30 protein-coding genes are annotated in these 25,972 nt (G+C 57.2%); 15 read left to right on the forward strand and 15 right to left on the reverse strand.

Annotated features, from left to right (window positions below; translation table 11 throughout):
• Window positions 1-63 precede the first annotated feature (63 nt).
• Entirely contained in the window at window positions 64-669 is a 606-nt protein-coding gene (gene gstA / locus ACOI7Z_RS05170; protein ID WP_004202856.1) for a glutathione transferase GstA, read from the forward strand.
• Window positions 670-711: 42 nt separating this feature from the next.
• On the opposite strand, the gene pdxY is transcribed toward gstA, so the two are convergent.
• The 6 genes from pdxY to anmK all read right to left on the reverse strand — a co-directional run bounded on the left by pdxY (window position 712) and on the right by anmK (window position 5,287).
• Window positions 712-1,572 carry a pyridoxal kinase PdxY gene (pdxY, locus tag ACOI7Z_RS05175; RefSeq protein ID WP_087849265.1) on the reverse strand — a complete coding sequence of 287 codons (861 nt, stop codon included), beginning with the start codon at window positions 1,570-1,572 and terminating at the stop codon, window positions 712-714.
• Window positions 1,573-1,633: 61 nt separating this feature from the next.
• Entirely contained in the window at window positions 1,634-2,908 is a 1,275-nt protein-coding gene (gene tyrS, locus ACOI7Z_RS05180) for a tyrosine--tRNA ligase (RefSeq protein WP_004175868.1), read from the reverse strand.
• Window positions 2,895-3,032 carry a hypothetical protein gene (locus tag ACOI7Z_RS05185; protein ID WP_017901085.1) on the reverse strand — a complete coding sequence of 46 codons (138 nt, stop codon included), beginning with the start codon at window positions 3,030-3,032 and terminating at the stop codon, window positions 2,895-2,897. Before ACOI7Z_RS05185 ends, tyrS begins: the two co-directional genes overlap by 14 nt.
• On the reverse strand, window positions 3,033-3,689 hold the full coding sequence (pdxH, locus tag ACOI7Z_RS05190; RefSeq protein ID WP_032428866.1) for a pyridoxamine 5'-phosphate oxidase: 657 nt from the start codon (window positions 3,687-3,689) through the stop codon (window positions 3,033-3,035).
• Window positions 3,690-3,746: 57 nt separating this feature from the next.
• Entirely contained in the window at window positions 3,747-4,070 is a 324-nt protein-coding gene (gene mliC / locus ACOI7Z_RS05195) for a C-type lysozyme inhibitor (RefSeq protein ID WP_032428867.1), read from the reverse strand.
• A 92-nt stretch (window positions 4,071-4,162) separates the two neighbouring features.
• Complete coding sequence (anmK, locus tag ACOI7Z_RS05200) at window positions 4,163-5,287, reverse strand: anhydro-N-acetylmuramic acid kinase (protein WP_023289931.1); 1,125 nt, start codon at window positions 5,285-5,287, stop codon at window positions 4,163-4,165.
• A gap of 268 nt (window positions 5,288-5,555) precedes the next feature.
• On the opposite strand from anmK, the gene slyB reads away from it, so the two are divergent.
• Together slyB and ACOI7Z_RS05210 are read left to right on the forward strand one after the other, a co-directional pair.
• Complete coding sequence (gene slyB, locus ACOI7Z_RS05205) at window positions 5,556-6,023, forward strand: outer membrane lipoprotein SlyB (protein WP_002907749.1); 468 nt, start codon at window positions 5,556-5,558, stop codon at window positions 6,021-6,023.
• Between the two features lie 224 nt (window positions 6,024-6,247).
• The gene (locus ACOI7Z_RS05210) at window positions 6,248-7,609 is read left to right on the forward strand and encodes a GGDEF domain-containing protein (RefSeq protein WP_065881523.1); all 1,362 of its coding nucleotides are present in this window, start codon (window positions 6,248-6,250) and stop codon (window positions 7,607-7,609) included.
• A 34-nt stretch (window positions 7,610-7,643) separates the two neighbouring features.
• On the opposite strand, the gene slyA is transcribed toward ACOI7Z_RS05210, so the two are convergent.
• Window positions 7,644-8,084: a transcriptional regulator SlyA gene (gene slyA / locus ACOI7Z_RS05215; protein ID WP_025710835.1), complete on the reverse strand. Its 441-nt coding sequence runs from the start codon at window positions 8,082-8,084 to the stop codon at window positions 7,644-7,646.
• Between the two features lie 172 nt (window positions 8,085-8,256).
• Between slyA and ACOI7Z_RS05220 the strand changes: the two genes are divergently transcribed.
• Genes ACOI7Z_RS05220 through ACOI7Z_RS05230 form a run of 3 tightly spaced genes read left to right on the forward strand, consistent with a single transcriptional unit; the run spans window position 8,257 to window position 11,424 of the window.
• Entirely contained in the window at window positions 8,257-8,493 is a 237-nt protein-coding gene (locus tag ACOI7Z_RS05220; protein WP_023289934.1) for a DUF1656 domain-containing protein, read from the forward strand.
• Window positions 8,494-8,503: 10 nt separating this feature from the next.
• The gene (locus ACOI7Z_RS05225) at window positions 8,504-9,400 is read left to right on the forward strand and encodes an HlyD family secretion protein (protein ID WP_065881522.1); all 897 of its coding nucleotides are present in this window, start codon (window positions 8,504-8,506) and stop codon (window positions 9,398-9,400) included.
• A complete protein-coding gene (locus ACOI7Z_RS05230; protein ID WP_087849266.1) occupies window positions 9,400-11,424 on the forward strand; it encodes an FUSC family protein in 2,025 nt (674 codons plus the stop codon). Before ACOI7Z_RS05225 ends, ACOI7Z_RS05230 begins: the two co-directional genes overlap by 1 nt.
• Here the strand turns inward: ACOI7Z_RS05230 and sodC are convergent.
• The 3 genes from sodC to ACOI7Z_RS05245 form a co-directional block, all read right to left on the reverse strand.
• On the reverse strand, window positions 11,417-11,938 hold the full coding sequence (gene sodC / locus ACOI7Z_RS05235; RefSeq protein WP_023289937.1) for a superoxide dismutase [Cu-Zn] SodC: 522 nt from the start codon (window positions 11,936-11,938) through the stop codon (window positions 11,417-11,419). The genes ACOI7Z_RS05230 and sodC overlap by 8 nt on opposite strands.
• A 69-nt stretch (window positions 11,939-12,007) precedes the next feature.
• Window positions 12,008-12,904 (reverse strand): aldo/keto reductase, encoded by an 897-nt coding sequence (locus tag ACOI7Z_RS05240; protein WP_087849267.1) that lies wholly within the window; start codon window positions 12,902-12,904, stop codon window positions 12,008-12,010.
• Window positions 12,905-12,952: 48 nt separating this feature from the next.
• Window positions 12,953-13,195: a DUF1289 domain-containing protein gene (locus tag ACOI7Z_RS05245; protein ID WP_017901094.1), complete on the reverse strand. Its 243-nt coding sequence runs from the start codon at window positions 13,193-13,195 to the stop codon at window positions 12,953-12,955.
• A 139-nt stretch (window positions 13,196-13,334) separates the two neighbouring features.
• On the opposite strand from ACOI7Z_RS05245, the gene ACOI7Z_RS05250 reads away from it, so the two are divergent.
• The 4 genes from ACOI7Z_RS05250 to rnt all read left to right on the forward strand — a co-directional run bounded on the left by ACOI7Z_RS05250 (window position 13,335) and on the right by rnt (window position 16,355).
• Window positions 13,335-13,934: a TetR/AcrR family transcriptional regulator gene (locus ACOI7Z_RS05250; protein ID WP_087849268.1), complete on the forward strand. Its 600-nt coding sequence runs from the start codon at window positions 13,335-13,337 to the stop codon at window positions 13,932-13,934.
• 53 nt (window positions 13,935-13,987) lie between these two features.
• Window positions 13,988-15,085, forward strand: coding sequence for an alkene reductase (locus ACOI7Z_RS05255; RefSeq protein WP_087849269.1), 1,098 nt, complete (start codon window positions 13,988-13,990; stop codon window positions 15,083-15,085).
• A gap of 78 nt (window positions 15,086-15,163) precedes the next feature.
• Entirely contained in the window at window positions 15,164-15,571 is a 408-nt protein-coding gene (gloA, locus tag ACOI7Z_RS05260; RefSeq protein ID WP_032453119.1) for a lactoylglutathione lyase, read from the forward strand.
• Window positions 15,572-15,707: 136 nt separating this feature from the next.
• Complete coding sequence (gene rnt / locus ACOI7Z_RS05265) at window positions 15,708-16,355, forward strand: ribonuclease T (RefSeq protein ID WP_004202881.1); 648 nt, start codon at window positions 15,708-15,710, stop codon at window positions 16,353-16,355.
• 47 nt (window positions 16,356-16,402) lie between these two features.
• On the opposite strand, the gene ACOI7Z_RS05270 is transcribed toward rnt, so the two are convergent.
• Window positions 16,403-16,750: a Grx4 family monothiol glutaredoxin gene (locus ACOI7Z_RS05270; RefSeq protein ID WP_002907768.1), complete on the reverse strand. Its 348-nt coding sequence runs from the start codon at window positions 16,748-16,750 to the stop codon at window positions 16,403-16,405.
• Between the two features lie 340 nt (window positions 16,751-17,090).
• On the opposite strand from ACOI7Z_RS05270, the gene ACOI7Z_RS05275 reads away from it, so the two are divergent.
• Window positions 17,091-17,963, forward strand: coding sequence for a C40 family peptidase (locus ACOI7Z_RS05275; RefSeq protein ID WP_065881518.1), 873 nt, complete (start codon window positions 17,091-17,093; stop codon window positions 17,961-17,963).
• Here the strand turns inward: ACOI7Z_RS05275 and ACOI7Z_RS05280 are convergent.
• A complete protein-coding gene (locus tag ACOI7Z_RS05280) occupies window positions 17,918-18,403 on the reverse strand; it encodes a helix-turn-helix domain-containing protein (protein ID WP_023289942.1) in 486 nt (161 codons plus the stop codon). The genes ACOI7Z_RS05275 and ACOI7Z_RS05280 overlap by 46 nt on opposite strands.
• 480 nt (window positions 18,404-18,883) lie before the next feature.
• Between ACOI7Z_RS05280 and sodB the strand changes: the two genes are divergently transcribed.
• Window positions 18,884-19,465 (forward strand): superoxide dismutase [Fe], encoded by a 582-nt coding sequence (gene sodB, locus ACOI7Z_RS05285; protein WP_023289943.1) that lies wholly within the window; start codon window positions 18,884-18,886, stop codon window positions 19,463-19,465.
• 59 nt (window positions 19,466-19,524) lie between these two features.
• Here the strand turns inward: sodB and ACOI7Z_RS05290 are convergent, their stop codons facing one another.
• Entirely contained in the window at window positions 19,525-20,694 is a 1,170-nt protein-coding gene (locus ACOI7Z_RS05290) for an MFS transporter (protein ID WP_086075321.1), read from the reverse strand.
• Between the two features lie 167 nt (window positions 20,695-20,861).
• A complete protein-coding gene (locus ACOI7Z_RS05295) occupies window positions 20,862-20,951 on the reverse strand; it encodes a YnhF family membrane protein (protein WP_004152976.1) in 90 nt (29 codons plus the stop codon).
• Between the two features lie 295 nt (window positions 20,952-21,246).
• Between ACOI7Z_RS05295 and purR the strand changes: the two genes are divergently transcribed.
• Window positions 21,247-22,272, forward strand: coding sequence for an HTH-type transcriptional repressor PurR (purR, locus tag ACOI7Z_RS05300; protein ID WP_004202888.1), 1,026 nt, complete (start codon window positions 21,247-21,249; stop codon window positions 22,270-22,272).
• Between the two features lie 18 nt (window positions 22,273-22,290).
• On the opposite strand, the gene punR is transcribed toward purR, so the two are convergent.
• The gene (gene punR, locus ACOI7Z_RS05305) at window positions 22,291-23,202 is read right to left on the reverse strand and encodes a DNA-binding transcriptional activator PunR (RefSeq protein WP_004202889.1); all 912 of its coding nucleotides are present in this window, start codon (window positions 23,200-23,202) and stop codon (window positions 22,291-22,293) included.
• A 112-nt stretch (window positions 23,203-23,314) separates the two neighbouring features.
• Between punR and punC the strand changes: the two genes are divergently transcribed.
• Together punC and cfa are read left to right on the forward strand one after the other, a co-directional pair.
• Entirely contained in the window at window positions 23,315-24,496 is a 1,182-nt protein-coding gene (punC, locus tag ACOI7Z_RS05310) for a purine nucleoside transporter PunC (RefSeq protein ID WP_086075320.1), read from the forward strand.
• Window positions 24,497-24,790: 294 nt separating this feature from the next.
• On the forward strand, window positions 24,791-25,939 hold the full coding sequence (gene cfa, locus ACOI7Z_RS05315) for a cyclopropane fatty acyl phospholipid synthase (protein ID WP_023289946.1): 1,149 nt from the start codon (window positions 24,791-24,793) through the stop codon (window positions 25,937-25,939).
• Window positions 25,940-25,972 lie beyond the last annotated feature (33 nt).

The following is a 25,972-nucleotide window of genomic DNA, read 5'->3' on the forward strand; positions in this document are numbered from 1 at the left end:
CGGCTTTTTTTTTACCCCTGGCGGGACTAACATACAGAAAACTGCAGCCACGAGGAGTAACGCATGAAACTGTTCTACAAACCCGGCGCCTGTTCCCTCGCCTCACACATCGCCCTGCGCGAAAGCGGCCTGGATTTCACTTTGCAGAGCGTGGATCTGGCAAGGAAACAGCTGGAAAATGGGGAAGATTATCTGCTGATCAACCCGAAAGGTCAGGTGCCGGCGCTGCTGCTGGATGATGACATCCTGCTTACTGAGGGCGTGGCTATTATGCAGTACATCGCCGATCAGGTGCCGGACCGCCATCTTCTGGCGCCCGTGGGCTCCGTTGCCCGTTACCAGACCCTGGAATGGCTGAACTACGTCGCTACCGAACTGCACAAAGGCTTTACGCCGCTGTTCCGCCCGGACACCCCGGAGGACTATAAGCCCGTTGCGCGCGCGTTGCTCGAGAAGAAACTGCAGTACGTGGATGCCTCGCTGGCGGATAAACAGTGGCTCACCGGCCATCGCTTCACTATCGCCGATGGTTATCTGTTCACGGTGCTGCGCTGGGGCTATGCGATTAAACTGGATATGGCCGCCTGTGGTCATATCGGCAGCTGGATGGCGCAGGTGGCGGCGCGTCCGGCAGTGGCTGACGCACTGGCAGCGGAAGGCTTAAAGTAAGACCCGACTCTGCCCGGCGCTCTGCCGGGCAGAGTCGGAAAGTTACAGTCGGGTGGCGCTGAAGCAGTGCTCCGGCACAGCAATACGATCCTGCGCCGCCACCACCTGCAGTTCATACTCCTGCATGTTTTTGGTGGTCAACATGATCTCGTACACTGCGGCGGTGACGTGCTCAAGCGCGTCGCGCAGGCTGGCGCCCTGCAGCAGTTTCACCAGCAGCAGACCGCTGGTCACATCGCCAACGCCCACCGGCTGACGCAGGCCAAAATCCACCAGCGGCCGGCTGATATGCCAGGCTTCATCTGCGATCACCAGCAGCATCTCAAAACGGTCCATACTCATGCCGGCGCGGGAAAGATGCTTAACCAGCACCACCTCCGGCCCCTGGGCAATCAGCTCCCGCGCGGCGGCCACCGCCTCGCTCACGCTGGCAACCGGATGACCGCAGAGGATCTCCAGCTCCACCAGATTAGGCGCAATGATATCGCTGGCCGGCAGCGCATAGCGCACGTGGAACTCCGCCACGCCCGGGGCGACGATGCAGCCCTTCTCCGGATGGCCCATCACCGGGTCACAAAAATACTTCGCCGCCGGATTGGCCGCTTTTACCTGACGCACGATGCCCAGGATATGCTCGCCCTGTTCAGCAGAGCCGAGATAGCCGCTCAGTACCGCATCACAGGTCTGCAGCTTATCGATAGCGGCGATGCCCTGGACGATCTCCGTCAGGTGCGAAGGCGGCATCACACAGCCGGTCCATTTGCCGTACTGCGTGTGGTTGGAGAATTGTACGGTATTGAGGGGCCAGACATTGGCGCCCAGGCGGCGCATCGGGAACTCGGCGGCACTGTTGCCGGCGTGGCCAAACACAACGTGAGACTGAATGGCGAGGATGTTCTTCATTTTCTTACCACAACCCTAAAAAGAAAAAGGGCGTGGTTTCCCACGCCCTGGTAGTATTTTTTTATTTCCAGCAGACCAGGCAGTAATTCTTCTTACCGCGGCGCAGCAAGGTGTAGCGGCCGAACAGGCGATCGCTGTCGGCAAAAACATATTCCGGATCGGCCTGTTTTTCACCGTTGATGGTCACTGCGTTAGAGGCGACGGTTTTACGCGCCTGGCCGCGGGACGGCTGCAGCTCGGAATCCACCAGCGCCTGCAGCAGATCGGCGCCCTTTTCCATCTCGATCATCGGCACGCCGTCCTGAGCCAGCTGTTCGAAGTCAGCTTCGCTCAGGTCGCTCAGGTTGCCGTTGAACAGGCTCTCGGTAATGCGTTTCGCCGCTTCCAGGCCCTCTTCGCCGTGCACCAGACGCGTCACCTGCTCTGCCAGCACGTACTGGGCGCGCGGCGCTTTACCGCTGTTTTTATCTTCTTCTTCCAGGGCATTGATCTCTGCGATGTCCATAAAGGTGAAGAACTTGAGGAAGCGATAGACGTCAGCATCCGCGGTGTTGATCCAGAACTGGTAGAATTTATACGGACTGGTCTTTTTCGGATCCAGCCACACGGCGCCGCCCTCGGTTTTGCCGAACTTGGTGCCGTCCGCTTTGGTAATCAGCGGCACGGTGAGGCCAAACACCTGGTTCTGGTGCAGACGACGCGTCAGATCGATACCGGAGGTAATGTTGCCCCACTGGTCGGAGCCGCCAATCTGCAGCGCCACGCCGTGCAGCTTGTTCAGGCAGGCGAAGTCGTAACCCTGAAGCAGATTGTAAGAAAACTCGGTAAAGGAGATGCCCTGATCGTCACGATTCAGGCGCTGCTTCACCGCTTCTTTGTTGATCATCTGGTTAACAGAGAAGTGTTTACCAATATCGCGCAGGAAGGTCAGCACGTTCATGCTGCCAAACCAGTCATAGTTGTTCGCCGCGATCGCCGAGTTGTCGCCGCAGTCAAAATCAAGGAACGGGGCTACCTGTTTGCGGATTTTATCCACCCACTCCTGCACGGTATCCTCGGTATTAAGCTTACGCTCAGCGGCTTTAAAGCTTGGGTCGCCAATCAGACCGGTAGCGCCGCCCACCAGCGCCACAGGTTTATGACCTGCCTGCTGGAAGCGTTTCAGGCATAACAATGGAACAAGATGCCCCAAATGCAAGCTGTCAGCGGTAGGATCGAAGCCGCAATAGAGCGCGATCGGGCCTTGCGCCAGTCGCTCTGCTAACGCTTCCTCGTCCGTCACCTGGGCTACCAGCCCCCGCTCTTGCAATTGTTTAATCAAGTTACTGCTTGCCATCAAATTCTCCATGTATAAACGACTGCACCTCTGCCGGTACACGACTTTTCGCCAGATGCGAAAAGTACATAGAATAAAGCGCCGGCCCTTTCAGCGCCAGCGCTTCGATAACTAATTTCGGCAATTACGGTGCCAGGCGGTCGATTTTCCAGGCGCCGTTATCGCGCTGGTATAAAAAGCGATCGTGCAGGCGATGTTCGCCCCCCTGCCAGAACTCCATCTGCTCGATGCTGACGCGGAATCCGCCCCAGAAACTCGGCAGCGGCACTTCACCCTGCTGGAATTTCTGCTTCAGCTCGAGGAATTTGCTCTCCAGGATACCGCGGGCAGAGATCCGGCTCGACTGTTGCGAGACCCAGGCGCCGATCTGGCTGTCACGCGGGCGGCTGTGGAAATATTTGACCACCTCCAGCGTCGACAGGCGTTCCGCTTTGCCGATCACCATCACCTGGCGCTCCAGCATATGCCACGGAAACAGCAGGCTGACCTGCGGGTTATTTTCTATCTGATGGGCTTTGCGGCTGCCGAGGTTGGTATAAAACACCAGCCCTTTTTCGTCGTAATGCTTAAGCAGCACAATGCGCTGATAGGGTTGGCCGCGCTCATCGACGGTGGCAACCACCATGGCCGTTGGGTCGGCGAGTTTCGCGTCGCAGGCCTGACGCAGCCAGCGCTCAAACAGCGGCAGAGGTTCAGCAGGAAGATCGTGGCGACGCAAACCGCCACGGGTGTATTCACGGCGCAAGTGCGCGATTTGCTGGAGTTCGTCGTTATCAGACATGGCCATTGAGGATATAGTCAAAAGGTGGCGTTATTGTGCGCCCCCCGGACAGAAATCTCAACGTTTGGCGGTCTGCAGCTGGCAGTTATCGAGGACGATGCGGTCGCGCTTATAGACGGTGGCGGTATCGCCTTTCGACCAGAAGACATAGACGCCGTCGGTGTAGCGCGCGCCGGAAGCCGACAGCCCCTCTGACAGATTCAACTGCTGATTGTCATAGATAAAACTAACCTGCTGGCGTTGGTTATTGCGATGGACCGTCAACGGTTTCTGGTCGCATTGATACTCCAGCGTGTCCGTCTGCATCCGCTCGACAAACTGGTTGTAGTAGCTACAGCCCGCCAGCATAAAAGGTACAACTGCGATAAGAATTTTTTTCATTCGTTTGCCTTCGACTTTCCCGGTCACGGAGGGCACTCCGCCCTCCGCTTAACTTGTCCAGTTTACCGGTCGCGTCGTCTTTAAGATTTCAGTTAACTCCGATTCTGCGGCGGGTTAGCAGGGAAAATGGCGCCCAGCACCGTGGCTTCGCTGGCGCCGGTCACGGAGGGCAGATTACCCGGCAGGCCGGCGATCGTGCGCCAGGCCAGCCAGGCAAAGGCCAGCGCTTCCATATCATCGCCACTGATCCCCGCCTCATCGGTGGTGGAGACTTCGGTTCCCGGCAGCAGGGCCGCCAGGCGCGCCATTAACAATGGGTTACGCGCGCCGCCGCCGCACACTAACAAACGCTCGCAGCCGCCGCTTAACAATACCTGCTCACTGATGGTCACGGCGGTTAATTCCGCGAGCGTTGCCTGCACATCCTGCCCGCGCAGCCCAGGATAACGAGCCAGATGCTGCTCCAGCCAGCCGTAATTAAAATATTCCCGACCGGTGCTTTTCGGCGCCGGCAGGGCAAACCATGGATCGCTCAGCATATCCTGCAGCAGCGGCAGGAGCACTTTACCTTCGCTGGCCCATTGGGCGTCCTTATCGTACGGTTTGCCCTGCTGGCGCCAGATCCAGGCGTCCAGCAACATATTTCCCGGTCCGGTATCATAGCCCCGCACCGGCTGGCCCGGCACCAGCAGCGATACATTAGCGATCCCGCCGATATTGAGCACCATCCGCCGCTCAACGGGGTGCGCCAGCAGCGCATGATGGAATGCCGGCACCAGCGGCGCCCCTTGCCCGCCAAGCGCCATATCCCGGCGACGAAAATCCCCCACCACGGTGACGCCGGTATGGGCGGCGATCTGGTTGTTATCGCCAATTTGCATCGTATGCGGCGCGTCGCCCTGGGGTTCATGCCATACGGTCTGTCCATGGCAGCCGATGGCAATAACGTCGGTGGGTTTGAGCTTTTCCTGTCGCATCAGCGCCAGCACGGCATCGGCAAACAGCCGCCCCAGTCGGGTGTCCAGACGACCTAGCTGTGAAAGGGTCAATGACTGGCCCTGGCAAATCGCCAGAATCTCTTCTTTTATCGCGTGTGGGATGGGCCAGGTGAGACTGGCCTGCTGCGCCACCATGTTTTCATTGATGGCAGCCAAAACGACATCAATACCATCAAGGCTGGTACCAGACATAACGCCAATAAAGCGACCCGATCTCATACGTTGTTCCTTCATTCCATGACCCTTGTATGTCCTTCACTCCACCATAAAGTGTCCGCTAATGCTATGTTGTAATAATACTTTTTAACAATAGAGCGACAATTCAGAGAACATCGTAAAGAACCGGCGTTTAGTTAAGGTTGAAGCACCATTAATTATTATTTTTTGTATAGTCCGGAGAGAAGCTATGCCCGCCGACGACTAAATGCCATATAATTAACCGCATGGACGTTCAATTGAACACCTTCGGTGAACAGGAGATTCATAAATGATTTTACGTGTTTTGGCTGTATCGATGATTGGTTTCACGCTCGCAGGCTGCGTGAGCAGCAGCGGCCTGTCCGGCGATGTGTATTCCGCATCTGAAGCCAAACAGGTGCAGAGCGTGACATACGGTACCATCGTGCATACCCGCGCCGTACAGATCCAGAGCGGCGACGACAGCAATGCCATCGGGGCGATTGGCGGTGCGGTGCTGGGTGGGTTCCTCGGGAACACCATCGGCGGCGGTACCGGACGCTCTCTGGCCACAGCGGCAGGTGCGGTCGCGGGCGGCGTAGCCGGTCAGGGCGTGCAGGGTGCGATGAATAAAACCCAGGGCGTGGAACTGGAAATCCGTAAGGATGACGGCAATACCATTATGGTGGTGCAGAAACAGGGCAGCACCCCATTCTCCGTGGGTCAGCGCGTGGCGATTGCCGGCAGCGGCAGCCAGGTCACCGTCTCTCCTCGATAATCCCTCTGACGATGCGGCCGGTTATGCCGCATCGTATTTTTCCTCTGCATTTATTACACCCTAATAGCTACGCATTAGCATTCAGACATCTTAATTTTTGAATTGCATTAATCATTGCGCCTGCGCAATATTTTATCAGTCATCCCCGACTACTCTTCTGCACATTACTCTTTTAATGTCGACGCAATATCGTTACCCTTGCTTTTCCCTGTGGAATATTGTCTATGCCCAAACACATGAATCATATCGTTAAACGTCTTATCGTTTATATTTGTATTTGTTTACTGGCCGGGGTCGGCATGACCGGGTTGACGGACTTTTTTCACACCAGATTCAACAGCACTTCATCTACACTATTTCCTCTGCTGACCAGTTTTCTGATGGTGTTTCATATCACTATTGCCTGTTTTATGGGCATGAAATACTGGAGCAGCAAGCGTCGCCTGTATCTGACCCCTGTCGCTTTCGGCTTTGCCTGTTCGGCGTTGCTGATGCTGGGCACGCTGAGCAGCTATCCGGACTGGCTCAGCTGTAATCCCTCGCCGGTGGTGAAACAAAATGACGCCGTCATATATTATTTCTTTCGCAATATAATGATGGCCGTCTTATTCATGTCATCAATTATTTTGTATTATTTCCGCCGGCGCATCATGCATTCCTGGAAAGCCCATGTAATGACTTTCGCGGCATGTATTGTTCTTGTATTAACCATTATTTTTTTATCATGGCTGTACTCCAGCCACTCGCCGAAACTGAGCATCAATTTTATCGACGACCTGAATCATACTTTCACCCCGCTGTGGAAAAGTATTATCAGCTGGCTGCTGATGGCCGTCTGGTTTATCACGCTAATATTAATAATTTGCTTGAGTAAACTGCGCAATATTTTCTGGTATAGCGGCGCTTTTTTTTGCAGCGCATATTTGTTCACCCTCTTCCGGCTGCTCTCTACCGTTGGGGAACTCGATCAGGCCTGGTATCAGGCGCGTTTTTTTGAAACGCTGTGCACCCTGTTCCTGATCCTGGTGCTGCTGGTCGACGTCTTTATCCTCTATCGGGAGTCTAACCACAAGTATGTCAACTCCTACCAGAATTCGATCCGCGACCCACTGACCCGCCTCTATAACCGCAGCTTCTTCTATGACAGCCTAAACCAGCAGCTGGCGAAGGTGAAGGCCCAGCATCCGCTGTCGGTGATTATCAGCGACCTCGACCATTTCAAACGCATCAACGATAACTACGGCCACATCGCCGGCGACAAGGTGATCCAATTTGCCGCCTCGGTGCTGGACAGCCATTCGCGCAAGGATGATGTCGCCGCCCGCATCGGCGGTGAGGAGTTTGCCCTGCTGCTGGTCAACACCTCAGAGAACGAGGCGCAGGCGATCGCCGAGCGCATCCGTCTGGCGGTCAGCGCCGAGCAGACCGCTCTGCCAGAGCGGATGACCATCAGCATGGGGGTGTATACCACCCATGACAGAAGTGTGACGGCGGAGGAGTGCGTTCAGCGTGCGGACGAAGCCATGTATGAAGCAAAAAACAGCGGACGTAACCGGGTGGTGATCTGGCGACGCCAGGGCGGGTAAAAAAAGGCCCGGGATAGCCCGGGCCGCAAAAGGATTAATCTTTTGCCTGGAGATCGAGGATATTTTGTTCAAGTTTACGAATTAAGTGGAGCAACGTCTCCACTTCCTGCTTCGAGACCCCCGTGAGGATTTCATCGCGGGTCTTGCCTATCACCTCTTCCATCTCATTGATCAGCGGTTCGGCTTTTTCAGTCAGCTTGATGCGTTTGGCCCGCCGATCGCTTGCGCAGGTCTGGCGAGAAATAAGCCCTTTCTCCTCCAGCTGATCGAGCGTACGCACCAGCGACGGTTGTTCAATACCGATGGCTTTCGCCAGCTGGATCTGCGACTGCTCAGGCGGCAGCTGGTGGATGTTATGCAGCGTGACCCAGTGGGTCTGCGTTAACTCCAGAGGTTTCAGGCGATGGTCGATTAGCGCGCGCCAGACGCGAACTAAACGTGCCAGATCAGAACCAAGTGGCGATTCCAATTTCATCTCCTTATAATTAGCTTGCTAAGTTATTATACTGATTTTAGAATAGTGTGCAGCATTTGAATAATCAAAACAAATGAATTACTTGATTCAACAAAAACCAAAACAATGATTTACACTGTTAAAGAGTAGCACTTCCTGAGGTTATCCCTGTTATGGCAAAGGATTTTTGCTTGTGAAACTGAGTCTTAATTCATCCGGATTGCCGCTGCAGGACCTGATGTTCGGCGCATCCGTCTATTTCCCTCCGTTGTTCAAAGCCGTCTTGCTGGGCTTCTTTATCTGGCTGTTTTTACATCGCCAGCTGCGTGACTGGATGTATGCGGGCGACATCTGGCATCCCCTGCTGATGGATCTCTCCCTGTTCGCGCTCTCGGTCTGTCTGGCCCTGCTGTTATTGATTGCCTGGTGATCTACCTGCTATGAAAAAATTAAAATATTTGTCAACGCTGTTGGTGGCGGCCATCGCACTGGTTGCCGCGTGGTTGTTATGGAATTTCTACACTCAGTCCCCCTGGACCCGCGACGGGAAAGTGCGCGCCGAGCAGGTCGGGATCACCCCTCAGGTCTCCGGCAGTATTCTGCAGCTTAACGTGGCCGATAACCAGCGGGTCAAGGCCGGTGAAGTCTTGTTTACCATCGACGACACCCCCTACCGCATTGCGGTGCTGAACGCCCAGGCGCAGCTGGCGAAAGCGCAAGCTGAGGTGGCGAAAGCGCAGGCAGAGCAAAGCAAAGCCGCCAGCGAGGCCCGCCGTCGCAGAAACCTGTCGCAGAATGCCATCTCGGCTGAAGACCTTGAAAACGCCAATACCGCCCTGAATACCGCCACCACCACCCTGGCGGCCGCCAGAGCGGGAGTCGGTGTCACCGAGGCGGCGCTGAAGCATGCGCAGTGGCAGCTCAACCAGACGGTAGTCAAAGCGCCGGTGGACGGCTGGGTGACTAACCTCTCCACCCGGGTCGGTGATTACGCCACCACCGGCCATCCGGTCTTTGCCCTGGTGGACAGCCATTCGTTCTATGTGCTGGGCTACTTTGAAGAGACCAAACTGCGCCATATTCGCATCGGCGATCCGGCGCAAATCATTCTCTACAGCAATCAGCAGACGCTGCAGGGGCATGTCGCCAGCATCGGTCGCGCGATTGTCGACCAGAGCGTGGAACAGGGAACCGGGCTGGTGGCCAATATCAAACCGAATATCCCCTGGGTCCGCCTCGCCCAGCGCGTCCCGGTGCGGATTGCCTTTGATAGCTTGCCGGCCGATGTCACTCTGGTCTCCGGCACCACCTGCACCGTCTCGATCGGCGGACAGTGATGAATCTGCAGACCCTGTCATGGCGCACGCTGCCCTGGGTTAAAGCCACCCGACCGCAGTGGCGATACGCGCTGCGTAACGGCATCGCCATGTGTCTTGCGCTGAGCATCGCCTACGCGCTGGATCTGGATGAGCCCTACTGGGCGATGACCTCCGCGGCGGTGGTCAGCTTTCCCACCGTCGGCGGGGTGATCAGTAAAAGTTTTGGCCGCATTGCCGGCAGCCTGCTCGGCGCCTGCGCCGCCCTGCTGCTGGCGGGCCATACGCTCAACGATCCCTGGCTGTTCCTGTTCAGTATCTCCGGCTGGCTGGCGCTCTGCACCTGGGCCTGCGCCCTGTTCACCAACAACGTGGCCTACGCCTTTCAGCTGGCGGGCTATACCTGCGCCATCATCGCCTTTCCGGTAATTAATATCAGCGACAGCTACGAGCTATGGGTGATTGCCCAGTCGCGCGTCTGCGAAGTCATCGTCGGGATCCTGTGCGGCGGGTTGATGATGATGATCCTGCCCAGCACTTCCGATGGCAGCAACCTGCTGACGGCTCTGAAAACCATGCACGCCCGCCTGCTGGAGCACGCCAGTCTGCTGTGGGTACCGGAAACGACGGATGCTATCCGCACCGCCCATGAAAGCGTAATTGGCCAGATCCTGACCATGAACCTGCTGCGCATCCAGGCCTTCTGGAGCCACTACCGCTTCCGTCGGCAGAATCCCCTGCTGAACTACCTGCTACACCAGCAGCTCCGAATGACCAGCGTCATTTCCAGCCTGCGGCGTATGCTGCTGAACTGGCCTGACGCCCCGGCCAATACCCGCCAGGTGCTGGAGTCGTTGCTTGCGGAGCTCGCCACCGCCCATGCTGACAGCTATCACGTCGCCCGCATTCTGGCGCCGCTGGCGCCGCCGCCGGGCGCGGATTACCGCCACCTCGCCTTCTGGGCGCGGTTACGCTATTTCTGCCGCATTTATCTGGAAAGCAGCCGCTGGATCCGCCGGGTTGAAAATGCCTCGGCGATCGCCGAGTTCAATGTTCCTTCCGCACCCGCGCTGACCCGTCACACGGACCAGGCGGAAGCCCTGCTCAACGGCATTCGTACCTTTTGCGCCCTGGTGGCGATAGGCGCGTGGGGGATCAGTACCCAGTGGACCAGTTGCGCGGCGGCCCTGACCCTGGCCTCCATCTGCTGCGTACTCTACTCGGTGTCGACCTCGCCGTTTCGCTCGCTGACCCTGCTGATGCAGACCCTGGTCCTGCTGTCGCTGTTCAGTTTTGTGGTGAAATTTGGCCTGATGGTGCAGATCACCGACCTGTGGCAGTTCCTGCTGTTTCTGTTCCCGTTGCTGACCACCATGCAGTTACTCAAGCTGCAGTGGCCAAAATTTGCCGGCCTGTGGGGGCAGCTTATCGTCTTTATGGGCTCGTTTATCTCCGTCACCAACCCACCGGTGTACGACTATGCGGCCTTTTTCAATGACAATTTAAGCAAGATTGTCGGCGTGGGCTTTGCGTGGCTGGCTTTTGCGGTGCTCAGTCCCGGCTCGGACGCCCGCAAAGGGCGACGGCACATCAGAGCGTTACGGCGTCACTTTGTCGATCAGCTCAGCCGCCGCCCCCAGCACAGCGAGCACGAATTTGAATCGCTGGTATATCACCACGTCAGCCAGCTTAGTCAGAGCCAGGATGCGCTGGCCCGCCGCTGGCTACTGCGCTGGGGAGTGGTCTTACTGAACTGCTCCCACGTGGTCTGGCAGCTTCGTGAGTGGGAAACCCGCTCCGATCCGCTCGCCCAGGTGCGCGATCTGTGTATCAACCTGCTGCGCGATGTCATGAGCGAGCGCGGCGTGCAGCAGCGGCCGCTGGCCACCACGCTGCAGGAGCTGCTGCGGATCTGCGAGGTTCTGAACCACCATCATCAGCCGGCGGCCCGGGAGCTGGCCGCCGCGATCTGGCGACTGTATTGCGCGCTATCGCAGCTGGAACAGGCTCCGGTCGCCGGAACGATTGGCGAAAAGATTACTTAATCACCCCGCAGGCAAACCGTTCGCCGCCGCCGCCCAGCGGCTGCGGACTGTCGGCCATATTATCGCCGCCGACATGAACCATCAGCGCTTTGCCTTTCACTTCCGCCAGCGTTTTCAGACGCGGAGCGATAATCGGCTGGTCAGCCACGCCCGCGTCGTTGACCACCAGCAGGGGCAAATCGCCAAGATGTCCGGTGCCCAGCGGCCCTTCATGTTTACCGGTATGTTGCGGATCGTAATGTCCGCCCGCCGCTCCGGCGGCCACGGCTTTGCCCTCTTTCATCGCCGGCTGGCAGCTGCCTTCTGCATGGATATGAAAGCCGTGCTTACCCGGCGGCAACGCTCGCAGATCGGGAGCAAATTCGAGTCCGCGGTCGGTTTCGGTGATTTTTACACTGCCGATGGATTGACCAACGCCCTGGCTGGTCACGAGATTAAGTTGCACATCTTCACTGACGGCCTGCGCGCCAGCGCAAAATGCGAGGGAAAGGATAGCGAGAATACATCGTTGCATAACACCTCCGGATGGCTGTCTCCCTGTTAAGTGTAAACCAGGAACAGGTTTCCGGAGGCGAAATGCCTGTTATGGCACGTCGTAACCGAGCGCGGCTTTGCGGATACGGAACCACTGCTGGCGGGTCATACTCAGTTTTTCAGCCACAATCGCCGAGCGCACACGCTCAATTTTGCCCGAGCCGATAATCGGCAGCGGTTGCGATGGCAGGCGCAGCACCCAGGCATAAACCACCTGCTCGATGCTGTCGGCGTTAAGCTCGTGGGCCACCTGGGCCAGCTCGTCGCGCAGCGGCTGAAAGCCCTCTTCATTAAACAGGCGGCCGCCGCCGAGGCAGGACCAGGCCATCGGGCGAATACGCAGCTGCTGCAGCTGATCGAGGGTACCGTCGAGCAGCAACGGCTGATGCACCGGCGAGATCTCCACCTGGTTGGTATCAAGCGTAAACGGCAGGCGCGACTGCAGGAGGGTGAACTGGGCAGGGGAAAAGTTCGAGACGCCGAAATGACGTACTTTGCCGCTGTGATGCAGCGCGAGGAAGGCTTCAGCCACCTCGTCGGCGTCCATCAGCGGATCCGGCCGGTGGATCAGCAGCAGATCGAGATGGTCCGTCGCCAGATTACGCAGCGATTGCTCAGCGCTGAGCACGATGTGGTCCCGGTCGGTAATGTAGTGACCGATGGTGTTTTCAGCGCGCGCCCGGGTGGCAATGCCGCATTTGCTGACAATTTCCATTCGGCTACGCAGATGCGGCGCCAGCTTCAGGGCTTCACCAAAGGCGGATTCGCACTGGTAATCACCATAGATATCGGCGTGATCGACGGTGGTAATGCCTAAATCGAGATGCTGTTCGATAAAGCTGACCAGCTCGCCTGGCGACATTTTCCAGTCCATCAGACGCCAGTAGCCCATCACAAAACGCGAAAATTCCGGCCCCTGGGGAGCCATAGCAATACGCTGAACCATAACCGCTTCCTCAATAAAAAAGTGCTCTGAGTATACGTAATTTTTGGCTTAAAACAGTGAGGGTTGCTGCGGTTCTTCCGCCGCCTCTGGCCTGTTTGCGCGGATTTTGCGCAGCAGACGTTGACGGCACAGACGCAATACCTCCTGTTTCTGCGCATCGCTCATCGTTTGCCAGTTAAAACGTTCCTCACGGCTACGGAAACAGCCGCGACAGTAGCCGCGCTCATCGGTCTGACAAATTCCCCGGCACGGGCTCTGCACCGGGAAAAATTCTAACTGCTCTGCCACCACACGCCTCCTGTCCCCTCATCTCCTTTCATTGAAGACGTTTCCCCGCGCTGACGCAAATTTTGTTCACTACGTGCTGCGCCAGCTAACATTTTTGCGCCGGGTCTTGCATTAGACCAATCGGTCTACTACAGTGTGCTCCATGAACAGACACAGCGATTGTGATACCCGAGAACATATTCTGGCCACCGGCGAGCGGCTTTGCATGCATCGCGGCTTTACCGGCATGGGCTTGAGCGAACTCCTGAAGACGGCGGAAGTGCCCAAGGGCTCTTTCTATCATTACTTCCGCTCTAAAGAAGCCTTCGGCGTCGCCTTGCTGGAAAACCATTTCGCCGGATATCTGCAGCGCCTGGTCGAGCACTTCGCCCATGGCGACGGCAGCTATCGCGATCGGCTGCTGGCCTACTATCAGCACACGCTGAATCAGTTTTACCAGCAGGGAATTATTAGCGGGTGTCTTACCGTCAAGCTGTCGGCAGAGGTCTGCGATCTGTCGGAAGACATGCGCACCGCCATGAACCACGGCGCCAGCCAGATCATCGCCCTGCTGGGCGACGCGCTGGAGAAAGGGCGCCAGGAAGGCAGTCTGACATTTGACGGCGAGGCCATGACCCTGTCGCAGGTGCTCTATTCCCTGTGGCTAGGCGCCAACCTGCAGGCCAAAATAACGCGTAGCGCAACGCCGCTGGAGAGCGCCCTTGCCCACGCGAAACAGATTATTGCGGCGCCTGCTGTTTAACAGGCGTTTTTATTTCATCAGTTCCTAGACGACCGGTCTACTCAGGAGTCATTATGTCGGAATCAAAATTATTCACCCCGTTGAAAGTCGGTGCCGTCACCGTCCCTAATCGCGTATTTATGGCTCCACTGACGCGTCTGCGCAGCATCGAGCCGGGCGATATCCCTACCCCGCTGATGGGCGAATATTACCGTCAGCGCGCCAGCTCCGGGCTGATCATCAGCGAAGCGACGCAGATTTCCGCCCAGGCCAAAGGCTATGCCGGCGCGCCAGGGCTGCACAGCCCGGAGCAGATTGCCGCCTGGCAGAAAATCACCGCCGGCGTTCACGCGGAAAACGGCCATATCGCCGTGCAGCTGTGGCATACCGGGCGAATTTCCCATAGCAGCCTGCAGCCCGGCGGCGCCGCCCCGGTAGCGCCTTCTGCGCTGAGCGCCGGCACCCGCACCTCGCTGCGCGACGAAAACGGCCACGCCATCCGCGCCGATACCTCGATGCCTCGCGCTCTGGAAACCGAAGAGATCCCGGGGATCGTCGATGATTTCCGTCAGGCGGTGGGCAATGCCCGTGACGCCGGTTTCGATCTGGTTGAACTGCACTCGGCCCACGGCTATCTGCTGCACCAGTTCCTCTCGCCGTCGGCGAACCAGCGTACCGACCAGTATGGCGGCAGCGTGGAAAACCGCGCCCGTCTGGTACTGGAGGTGGTTGACGCCGTGAGCAAAGAGTGGAGCGCCGACCGGATTGGCATCCGCGTGTCGCCGATTGGCAGCTTCCAGAATGTGGATAATGGCCCGAACGAAGAAGAAGACGCGCTGTATCTGATTAGCGAGCTGGCGAAACGCGGTATCGCCTATCTGCACATGTCCGAGCCGGACTGGGCGGGCGGCAAGCCGTACAGCGAAGCCTTCCGTCAGAAAGTTCGCGACCGCTTCCCGGGCGTGATCATTGGCGCTGGCGCCTACACCGTTGAAAAAGCCAACGACCTGATCGGCAAAGGGCTGATTGATGCCGTGGCCTTTGGCCGCGATTACATCGCCAACCCGGATCTGGTTGCCCGCCTGCAGAAAAAAGCGGCGCTCAACCCGCAGCGCCCGGAGTCCTTCTACGGCGGTGGCGCGGAAGGCTACACCGATTATCCTACGCTGTAATCCCTCCATTGATAGCGGCGACGTATCGCCGCTATACTCAAGGCTCTGATCTATCAAATAAACTGCATAGGGGACATTATGCGCTTACTCCACACCATGCTGCGCGTTGGCGACCTGCAACGTTCTATCGACTTCTATACCAATGTGTTGGGCATGAAGCTGCTGCGCACCAGCGAAAACCCGGAGTACAAATACTCCCTCGCCTTCGTCGGCTACGGCGAAGAGAGCGATACCGCGGTGATCGAACTGACCTACAACTGGGGCGTGGACAGCTATGAGCTGGGCACCGCCTACGGTCACATCGCGCTGAGCGTCGACAACGCCGCCGAAGCCTGCGAGCGGATCCGCCAGAACGGGGGCAACGTTACCCGCGAAGCCGGGCCGGTAAAAGGCGGCAGCACCGTTATCGCCTTCGTGGAAGATCCTGACGGTTACAAAATCGAGCTGATTGAAGAGAAAGACGCCGGCAAAGGGCTGGGCAACTAACCCCCCCGACCATAGCGACTTCATTATCCTCGTTCGCCCGGGCGCTGCGGCGCCCGTTGTTTTCACCCCTGCCTGCTGCAAGCCGTGGCAAAATTTGCCATAATGCGCGCTACTTTTTTCCAGCTAAGAGAATCTGATGTCCGAGAACGCTCAACTGAATGGTCTGTGCGACCGTTTCCGCGGTTTTTATCCAGTGGTGATTGATGTTGAAACCGCAGGATTTAATGCCAAAACCGACGCCCTGCTGGAGATCGCCGCCATTACGTTGAAGATGGATGAGCAAGGCTGGCTGATGCCCGATGAAACGCTGCATTTCCATGTTGAACCTTTCGAGGGCGCCAATCTTCAGCCCGAAGCGCTGGCCTTTAACGGGATTAACCCGCACGATCCAGAGCGCGGCGCCGTGAGCGAATACGACGCTCTGCATGCCATCTTCAAAATGGTACGCAAAGGGATGAAAGAGAGCGACTGCAGTCGGGCTATCATGGTGGCGCACAACGCCACATTTGACCACAGCTTCACCATGACCGCCGCCGAACGGGCGGGGCTTAAACGCAACCCGTTCCATCCGTTTGTCACCTTTGACACCGCCGCGCTGAGCGGGCTGGCTTTGGGCCAGACGGTGTTGTCGAAAGCCTGTATTGCCGCGGGTATGCCGTTCGACGGCGCGCAGGCCCACTCCGCCCTCTACGATACCGAGCAGACGGCACAGCTGTTTTGCGAGATAGTGAACCGCTGGAAGCGTCTGGGCGGCTGGCCGCTGCCGGTGGCGACGCCGGAGTGATAAAAAAAGCGACTTCCAGGAAGTCGCTTTTTTACTGACCGCGGGAATTATTCCGCTTTCGGCTCGTCAGTGTGGTATTTCGCCGCTGTCTCTTTGATCAGCTGCTGCAGTTCACCGCGCTGGTACATCTCGATGACGATATCGCAGCCGCCCACCAGTTCACCGTCCACCCACAGCTGCGGGAAGGTCGGCCAGTTGGCATATTTTGGCAGCTCGGCGCGGATATCCGGGTTCTGCAGGATATCAACGTAAGCAAAACGTTCGCCACAGGCGGACAGCGCCTGAACGGCCTGAGCGGAGAAACCGCAGCTTGGCAGCTTCGGCGAACCTTTCATGTACAGCAGGATCGGGTTTTCAGCGATTTGGCGTTGGATCTTTTCTAAAGTCGAGCTCATTGTCGTGCTTCCTTAAACTTCTTTCTACGGCAGTAACTTGTCATTGTAGCGTCCCGAGGGCAGGACCGATAATAACATTTTTTTCACTATTCATATTTTATCTTCTGTTGCGCGAAGTTGCCTTAAAAATATCATTTTGCCGTCGCGGGCAGGCGCGCGTTGCGCATTTTCTGTGCGAGGCGGTCAATGTCTGACGCGTTTTCTTGCAATCGTTAACCAATCGACATTTTTGATACAAAAGAATATTAACTTTCCGGGTTTTTATGCTTTAGAATCGTTCCGGTTTGTCATTCATCGTCAGGCATTTGTACATGTCTGTAATTAATCAGGGGATTGCTCAGTGGCGCGGCTAAACAAAATCGCGATATCGCTCTGTGCATTACTGTTCACATCTATCTCATTCACGCCACTGGCTCAGGCTTCAGGGCATACGCACGCCTCCGCCTCGCCAAAGGCGTTGCCCGCGAAAAGCGGCTCAGAGCGCAAGAAAAAAGCAACCAGTCAAAAAAGTAAAACCACCGCTAAAACCACCAGTAAAAAATCCTCGAGCACCCGGCTCCCTACCCGCTCTACCGCAGCAAGCCAAACCGCGCTTCATCGTCAGTCCGCCGGCGCCACGAAAAAATGCGTGCTGCGTAAAGGGTATAAAAAGCAGTGCGCAAAAACGGTGGCCGCCAGCGCCGAGCCGGCCCTGGCGCTGAACAGCGTCAAAAGCAAATGCGTGGTGCGTAAGGGCTATAAAAAACGCTGTAAACCCGAGGCCAGCGAAGCGAATCTGACGATCGCCGACGCGCATAAAGTCCGGGTGCAAAAAGCGCAGAGTACCGCCATGAACAAACTGATGGGCCAGCTGGGTAAACCGTATCGCTGGGGCGGCACCTCGCCGCGCACCGGGTTCGACTGCAGCGGGCTGGTCTATTACGCCTACAAAGACCTGGTCAAGATTCATATCCCGCGTACCGCCAATGAAATGTACCACCTGCGCGATGCGCGTCCGGTCGATCGTGACGAACTGCAGAGCGGAGACCTGGTCTTCTTCCGCACCCGCGGACGCGGCACTGCCGACCACGTTGGCGTTTACGTCGGCAACGGGAAATTCATTCAGTCCCCGCGCACGGGGCGCGATATTCAAATCACCTCCCTGAGCGAAGATTACTGGGTACGCCATTACGTCGGCGCCCGTCGCGTCATGACCCCGAAAACCATTCGTTGATCCCGGTCTGCCGCTACGGCGGCAGCCCTCTTCACCTGCGCGTTCTCCGCCCCCACCGTCAGGGGAAACTGCATATTCGCCTCTGTGACTGGCGCTTCCCGACGATAGCGGGTGGGCGACATGCCAAAGTGACGGTGAAAGGTGCGGCAGAACGCCGCCTGCCCGTCGTACCCCAGACGTTGGGAAATACTCTGCATGGAGGCCTCGGTCTGCGTTAAGTAGATTGTCGCGATGGTCATCTTCCGGCGGCTGACGTAGCTCGCCAGCGTGCAGCCGGTCACCATGGCGAATTGCCGCTGGAAATACCAGTGCGAGTAGCCGGACTTTTTCGCTATCGCGCTTACCGGCAGGGTGTCAAAAATATGTGCTTCGATCCAGTCAACGATCCCCTGCACGACCGGGATCATTTTCGGGCTTACCACTTCATCTGTTTTTGCCATCGTAGCCATCCTGTGGAAATTACTGCCGGCGGCTATATTTGTCATACAAATATCAAAATAGACAATGAATTATTGGCATAGCGGCGATTGCCTGAAAGCATAGCGTCAATAATTATTTGATTTAAAATGCTTATTTTCACTCAGCCGTTTGCGCTGCGGGGTCTTAAGATGGCCTGCTGAGAAATTAACCATCGCGGTGAGAGGCTGGAGACCCAGCCTCCTTTTACTTATACATTTTTGCAACATCTACGGGCGTCTTAACGCGCCGCTCCACAGAAAACGGTTAAGCCTTCGGCAGTTGCGCCGGCGATAATAGCCTTTATCATTGTAAGGCTTTTCACTGACTGCGGCAAATGTTAACATTCTCAATACAATAACAGGCCCGGGACGCGACAGCGTCGGGCGGTCAGAACGCGATTCAGGTGAAAACCTCATCTTGTCAATGTGAGATAAAACAAAAAAGTTATAAGGAGAGTAGCAATGTCGTTTGAATTACCTGCATTACCATATGCAAAAGACGCCCTGGCGCCGCACATTTCCGCAGAAACCCTGGAATACCACTACGGTAAACACCACCAGGCGTATGTCACTAACCTCAACAACCTGATCAAAGGCACCGCCTTCGAAGGTCAATCGCTCGAAGAGATCGTGCGCACCTCTGAAGGCGGCGTTTTCAACAACGCGGCGCAGGTCTGGAACCACACCTTCTACTGGAACTGCCTGGCGCCGAACGCCGGCGGCGAACCGGAAGGCGAGCTGGCGGCCGCGATTGCCAAATCCTTCGGCAGCTTCGCAGAGTTTAAGGCCAAATTTACCGACGCCGCGGCGAAAAACTTTGGCGCTGGCTGGACCTGGCTGGTTAAAAATGCCGACGGCAGCCTGGCTATCGTCTCCACCAGCAACGCGGGTACCCCGCTGACCACCGACGCGAAGCCGCTGCTGACCGTTGACGTCTGGGAACATGCTTACTACATCGACTACCGTAACGCCCGTCCAAGCTATCTGGACCACTTCTGGGCGCTGGTTAACTGGAAGTTTGTTGCCGCTAACCTGGCCGCATAAACGACAAACCGCAGCAGAGTGACCCCTGCTGCGGTTTTTTTTACACCCTTCCCCACCGTTTAAGACTGGCTGGCAAAGGCCTCCTCCGGCTGCGCTCGTCCGCTAAACCAGACCAGCAGCAGCGCCAGACCGGCAATAATCGCGCCCATCACCGGCACAAACGCATATCCCAGTCCGCCGGAGATCACCGCCCCGCCGGCGGCGGCGCCCAGCGCGTTGCCCAGGTTGAACGCCCCGATATTCACCGAAGAAGAGAGACCCGGCGCCTCATGCGCCACGCGCATCACTCGCATCTGCAGCGGCGGCACTACCGCAAAGGTGGCTGCGCCCCAGACGATCATACTGATGGCCGCACCCGCCTGGGATTGCGCCAGCAGCGGTATCGCCAGCATGATCGCCATCAGCAGCAGCAGAAAGCCTTTCAGCGTGCGGGAGACCGACCGGTCGGCGAATTTGCCGCCCAGATAGTTGCCCAGCGAAAAACCAACTCCAATCAGCACCAGCATCGCGGTGATAAACAGCGATGAAGCATGGGTCAGCGTATTCAGTACCGGCGAAATGTAGGTATACAGCGTAAACATCGCCCCGGCGCCCAGCACGGTGGTCAGTAAGGCAGAAAGCACCTGCGGCCGTAACAGGACCGAAAGCTCTTGTTTGACATCCGGCCGCTCGCCCGCGCTGCCCTTCGGCAGGGAGAACCACAGGCTCACCATCGCCAGCAGGCCTAACCCCGCGGTGGCGAGGAAGGACATCCGCCAGCCGATGGTTTCTCCAAGCCAAGTCGCGGCAGGCACGCCGCCGATATTAGCGATGGTGAGGCCCATAAACATGGTGGCCACCGCGCTGGCCTGCTTGTGCTTGGGCACCACGCTGGCCGCCACCACCGACCCCAGGCCAAAAAAGGCGCCGTGGTTGAGGCTGGTAATAATGCGCGACAGCAGCAGCGTGGTGTAATCCGGCGCCATGGATGACAGCAGGTTGCCGACGGTGAAGATCCCCATCAGAAAAATCAGCGCATTGCGTCGGGCGCGATGGGACAGCAGCAGGGTCATCAGCGGCGCGCCGACCATGACGCCGATGGCATACGCACTGATCAGCATTCCCGCTACCGGTATCGAGACGTCCACGCCCTTGGCAATCACCGGCAGCAATCCCATCGGGGAGAACTCGGTGGTCCCGATGCCAAAGGCGCCGATCGCCAGCGCGAGTAAAGGAAAGTTGATTTTCATTCAATGACTCCATCAGACCGTCAGGGAGGACGGCGTAACATCAGAAGCCAAAAGCATGACATCAATCACAAAAAAACAAAAGTGAACGAAATGACAAAAGATTTTTGCAGAATTGATAATAATGGCGGGATACGGGGAGGAGGCCGCGCTCCTCCCTCATCGGAACATTAGTGCAGTATGGCGGTCAGGCTGAATGCGACGATCACGCCGAGGGCAATAATCGTGGTGATCAGCGAAAACTTTAAATTGGTATCCATCATTTTTCCCTCTTGTTATCCCCACACCAAAAGTGAGCTTGCTCATTTTTGCACAAAAAATCGCAAAAATCTTCCGGGATTTAGGGCGATGCACATTTTTGCTCTTCCACTTTGCCCCAAGATCGGACAAAATCCCACGCTAATTTAAAAGCGTATCGGCCATTGACCCCTTCCTGTCGTTCTGTGTCGTTTTCCCGACGTGATGCAATGTTGAAAATTGTATTCAGGGTGTGTGTAGGCAAACGTTTACGTATCGATGATCAGGCGATCAGGTCAAGGCATGGAGTGAGATGTAATGGCAACTATTAAAGATGTAGCGAAGCGCGCAAACGTTTCCACTACAACTGTATCACATGTAATTAACAAAACCCGTTTCGTTGCCGAAGAGACGCGCAATGCGGTATGGGCGGCGATTAAAGAGCTGCACTACTCGCCGAGCGCCGTGGCCCGCAGCCTGAAAGTCAATCATACAAAATCGATTGGCCTGCTGGCGACCAGTAGCGAAGCCGCCTATTTCGCTGAAATCATTGAGTCCGTTGAAAAGAGCTGCTTCCAGAAGGGCTACACCCTGATCCTCGGCAACGCCTGGAACGACCCGGAAAAACAGCGGGCCTATCTGTCGATGATGGCGCAAAAACGCGTCGACGGTCTGCTGGTGATGTGTTCCGAATACCCTGATTCCGTCCTGAGCATGCTGGAAGAGTATCGCCATATTCCGATGGTGGTGATGGACTGGGGCGAAGCAAAAGCTGACTTTACCGATGCGGTAATCGATAACGCCTTCCAGGGCGGGTATATCGCCGGACGTTACCTGATTGAACGCGGTCACCGCGAAATCGGCGTGATCCCGGGCCCGCTGGAGCGCAACACCGGCGCGGGGCGACTGGCCGGCTTCATGCAGGCGATGAAAGAGGCGCATATCAGCGTGCCGGAAAACTGGATTGTACAGGGCGACTTCGAGCCGGAGTCCGGCTACCGCGCCATGCAGCAGATCCTGAGCCAACAACACCGTCCAACGGCGGTCTTCTGCGGCGGCGACATTATGGCGATGGGCGCTATCTGCGCCGCGGATGAAATGGGGCTGCGCGTGCCGCAGGACATTTCGCTGATCGGTTATGATAATGTGCGCAATGCCCGCTATTTCAGCCCGGCGTTAACCACCATTCATCAGCCGAAAGATTCGCTGGGCGAAGCCGCGTTCAATATGCTGTTGGATCGTATCGTCAACAAGCGCGAAGAGTCGCAGTCTATTGAAGTGCACCCTCGGCTGGTCGAACGCCGCTCGGTGGCGGATGGCCCGTTTGTCGACTATCGTCGCTAAAGCACTGGCGGGCGCGGATCACTCCGGCGCCCGCAGCCACTCCCGATTCAGCGTGTCGCTGTCCCCCAGGTAGTCCAGCATCCAGTTTAACGCCGGCGAAGCATCATTCTGCTGCCAGGTCAGACAGCAGGCCGCATCCGGAAACGGATTTTCCAGCGCCAGCGCGGTCCACTCGCCGCGATCCACCCATGGCCGGGCGAAATGGCTTGGCACCATGCCGACGCAGAGTCCTGCCGACAGACAGGTTGCCGACGATTCCCAGTCGGGGACCACCACCCTCTTCTGGTTATCCAGCAGCCACGTTGTCCGTTTGGGCAACGAACGCGAGGTATCTTCCCGCACCAGCGACGGCCAGTTGCGCAGGACATCGTCGCTCAGCGGCCCCGCCATCTTCGCCAGCGGGTGATCGCTCGCCACCACGCAGTCCCAGCTCAGCATCCCCATATCGCGGAACGCATAGCGGCCCCCAACCGGAATAGAGCGCGTTGCGCCAATCGCCAGCTCCACGCGGCCGTCGGCCAGCGCATCCCATACGCCATTGAACACTTCCTGAAAAACGATCAGCTCGACATCGGGAAAATGGCGATAGAAATCCACGATCATCTGGCGCATCCGCGCGGGTTTCACGATATCGTCCACCGCGATCGACAACTGCCCGCGCCAGCCGTTGGCAATTTGCTGACACTGCTGGCGGGTGATCTGCATTTTTTTGATAACAGAGCGCCCTTCCTGTAAAAACCAGACCCCGGCGGGGGTCAGCTCCACATCACGATGACGGCGCTCAAACAACGGGACGGCCAGCCACTCTTCGAGCTGACGCACGGTATAGCTGACGGCGGAAGGCACCCGATGGAGCTCCTGCGCCGCCGCGCTAAAGCTGCCGTTCCGGGCGACGGCATCAACCACTTCCAGAGAGTATTCAGACCACATTTTCTGCCTGCAAAATTTTTGAATGCATGTGACAAATATTAGCGTTTCACAAGCCACAATGCACTCCCTACACTCTGCGGCATCGTACCTGTACTCCAAAAATGAGAACGTTATGTCACAACCTGGGAAAGGATTTTTAGTCTGGCTGGCCGGCCTGAGCGTGCTGGGCTTTCTGGCCACCGATATGTACCTGCCGGCATTTGCCGCCATGCAGCAGGATCTCAACACCTCCGCCGCATCCATTAGCGCCAGCCTGAGCCTGTTCCTCGCCGGCTTCGCGCTGGGCCAGCTCTTCTGGGGGCCGCTGTCAGACCGCTACGGGCGCAAACCGGTGCTGCTGAGCGGCCTGGCGATTTTCGCGGTCGGCTGCCTGGGGATGCTGTGGGTGCAGAACGCCACGCTGATGCTGGCGCTGCGTTTTCTGCAGGCGATTGGCGTCTGCGCCGCGGCGGTCACCTGGCAGGCGATGGTGACCGATTACTATCCCGCCCAACGCACCAACCGCATCTTCGCCACTATTATGCCGCTGGTAGGACTGTCCCCTGCGCTGGCCCCGCTGCTGGGCAGCTGGCTGCTGGTGCACTTCGAGTGGCAAGCCATCTTCGCCACCTTGTTTGCCATCACTCTGCTGCTGATGCTGCCTGCCCTGCGCCTGAAGGCCGCCGCCAAGTCGGCCACAGTGGCTGAAAAGAAAATCACTTTTCTCGCGCTGCTGCGCTCCCGGGAATACAGCGGCAACGTCCTGATCTACGCCGCCTGTTCCGCCAGCTTCTTCGCCTGGCTTACCGGTTCGCCGTTTATCCTACATGAGATGGGCTACGGCCCGACCGCCATCGGCCTGAGCTATATCCCGCAGACCATCGCTTTTCTGGTGGGCGGCTATGGCTGTCGCGCGCTGCTGCAAAAATGGTCCGGACAACAGATGCTCCCGTGGCTGCTGGTGGTCTTCGCCGTCAGCGTCGCCGCCACCTGGCTGGTGGGTCTGCAAACGCATGCCTCGCTGGTGGCGTTAATGATCCCGTTCTGCCTGATGGCGGTGGTCAACGGCGGGATCTACCCCATCGTGGTCGCTCAGGCGCTGAAGCCTTTCCCGCAGGCAACCGGCCGCGCGGCGGCGCTGCAGAACACCCTCCAGCTTGGCCTGTGCTTCCTGACCAGCCTGCTAGTCTCCGCGCTGATCGCCACGCCGCTGCTGACCACCACCAGCGTGATGCTGGTCTCTATTTTGTTAGCCGGAGTGGGTTATCGCCTGCAGCAGACGCCAGCGCTGGCGGCCCACTCTTCCCACGCCTGACGCCCGTCGCCAGAGCCCGGACCAGTGGTTAGCACGCTAAGATATTTTTATTGAAAGCCAGTACTTAGCGTCCTATACTGGATCCGGGTTCACATAAATAAAAAATATTTAACAGATTAACGGATGCAGGATGCCTCCGTTTCACCATGGAAGGCCTTTCGGCAAGGGTTATCTCCCTTCCTCTGTTCTACGTCGGATAGCGACTTCACGGATTATCCGTGAGATTTCTCACAAAGCCAAAAAAGCGTCTACGCTGTTTTAAGGTTCTGATCACTTGGGCGTGATGGAGAAGCTATGAGTTCATCGTGTATAGAAGAAGTAAGTGTACCAAATGATGACTGGTACCGGATTGCAGCTGAATTGTTGGGCCGTGCGGGAATTGAAATCAATGGCTCCGCGCCGTCAGACCTGCGGATTAAAAACCCTCTTTTTTTTAAACGCGTATTGCAGGAGGGGTCGCTGGGTTTAGGCGAAAGCTATATGGACGGCTGGTGGGACTGCGAGCGTCTGGATATATTCTTCCATAAAGTGCTCCGCGCCGGGCTGGAAAAACAACTCCCTCACCATTTCAAAGACACACTCCGCATCGCAGGCGCTCGCCTGTTTAACCTGCAAAGTAAAAAACGCGCCTGGATCGTCGGCAAAGAGCATTATGACCTCGGCAACGATCTATTCAGCCGGATGCTGGATCCCTACATGCAATATTCCTGCGGGTACTGGAAAGAGGCGCAGACCCTCGAAGCCGCGCAGCAGGATAAGCTGGATCTCATCTGCCGTAAGCTGGAGCTCGAGCCAGGCATGCGAGTGCTGGATATCGGCTGCGGCTGGGGCGGTCTTGCCGAATATATGGCGCGCAATTACCAGGTGAGCGTTGTCGGCGTGACCATCTCCGCCGAACAGCAAAAGATGGCCCAGGCGCGCTGCGATGGCCTTGACGTGGATATTCGTCTTCAGGATTATCGCGATCTGCACGACAGCTTCGACCGCATCGTCTCCGTCGGCATGTTCGAACACGTGGGTCCCAAAAATTACGCCACCTACTTTGAGGTCGCCGATCGTAATTTGAAACCCAACGGCCGCTTCTTACTGCACACCATCGGTTCCAAAGTCACCGACCATAACGTTGACCCGTGGATCAATAAATATATCTTCCCTAACGGCTGCCTGCCGTCGGTACGGCAGATCGCCGATGCCAGCGAGAAGCACTTTGTGATGGAAGACTGGCACAACTTCGGCGCCGATTATGACACCACCCTGATGGCCTGGTATGAGCGTTTCCTCGCCAGCTGGCCGGAAATTGCCGATAACTATTCTGAGCGTTTCAAACGCATGTTCAGTTATTACCTGAACGCCTGCGCCGGCGCCTTCCGCGCCCGCGACATTCAGCTCTGGCAGGTGGTGTTCTCGCGCGGGATTGAACACGGACTGCGCGTCGCCCGTTAAAAAACACCCCCCGCTCACCGGCGGGGGATTTTT

It is taken from the genome of Klebsiella sp. C283 (assembly GCF_048822555.1).
Classification (GTDB): domain Bacteria; phylum Pseudomonadota; class Gammaproteobacteria; order Enterobacterales; family Enterobacteriaceae; genus Klebsiella; species Klebsiella quasipneumoniae.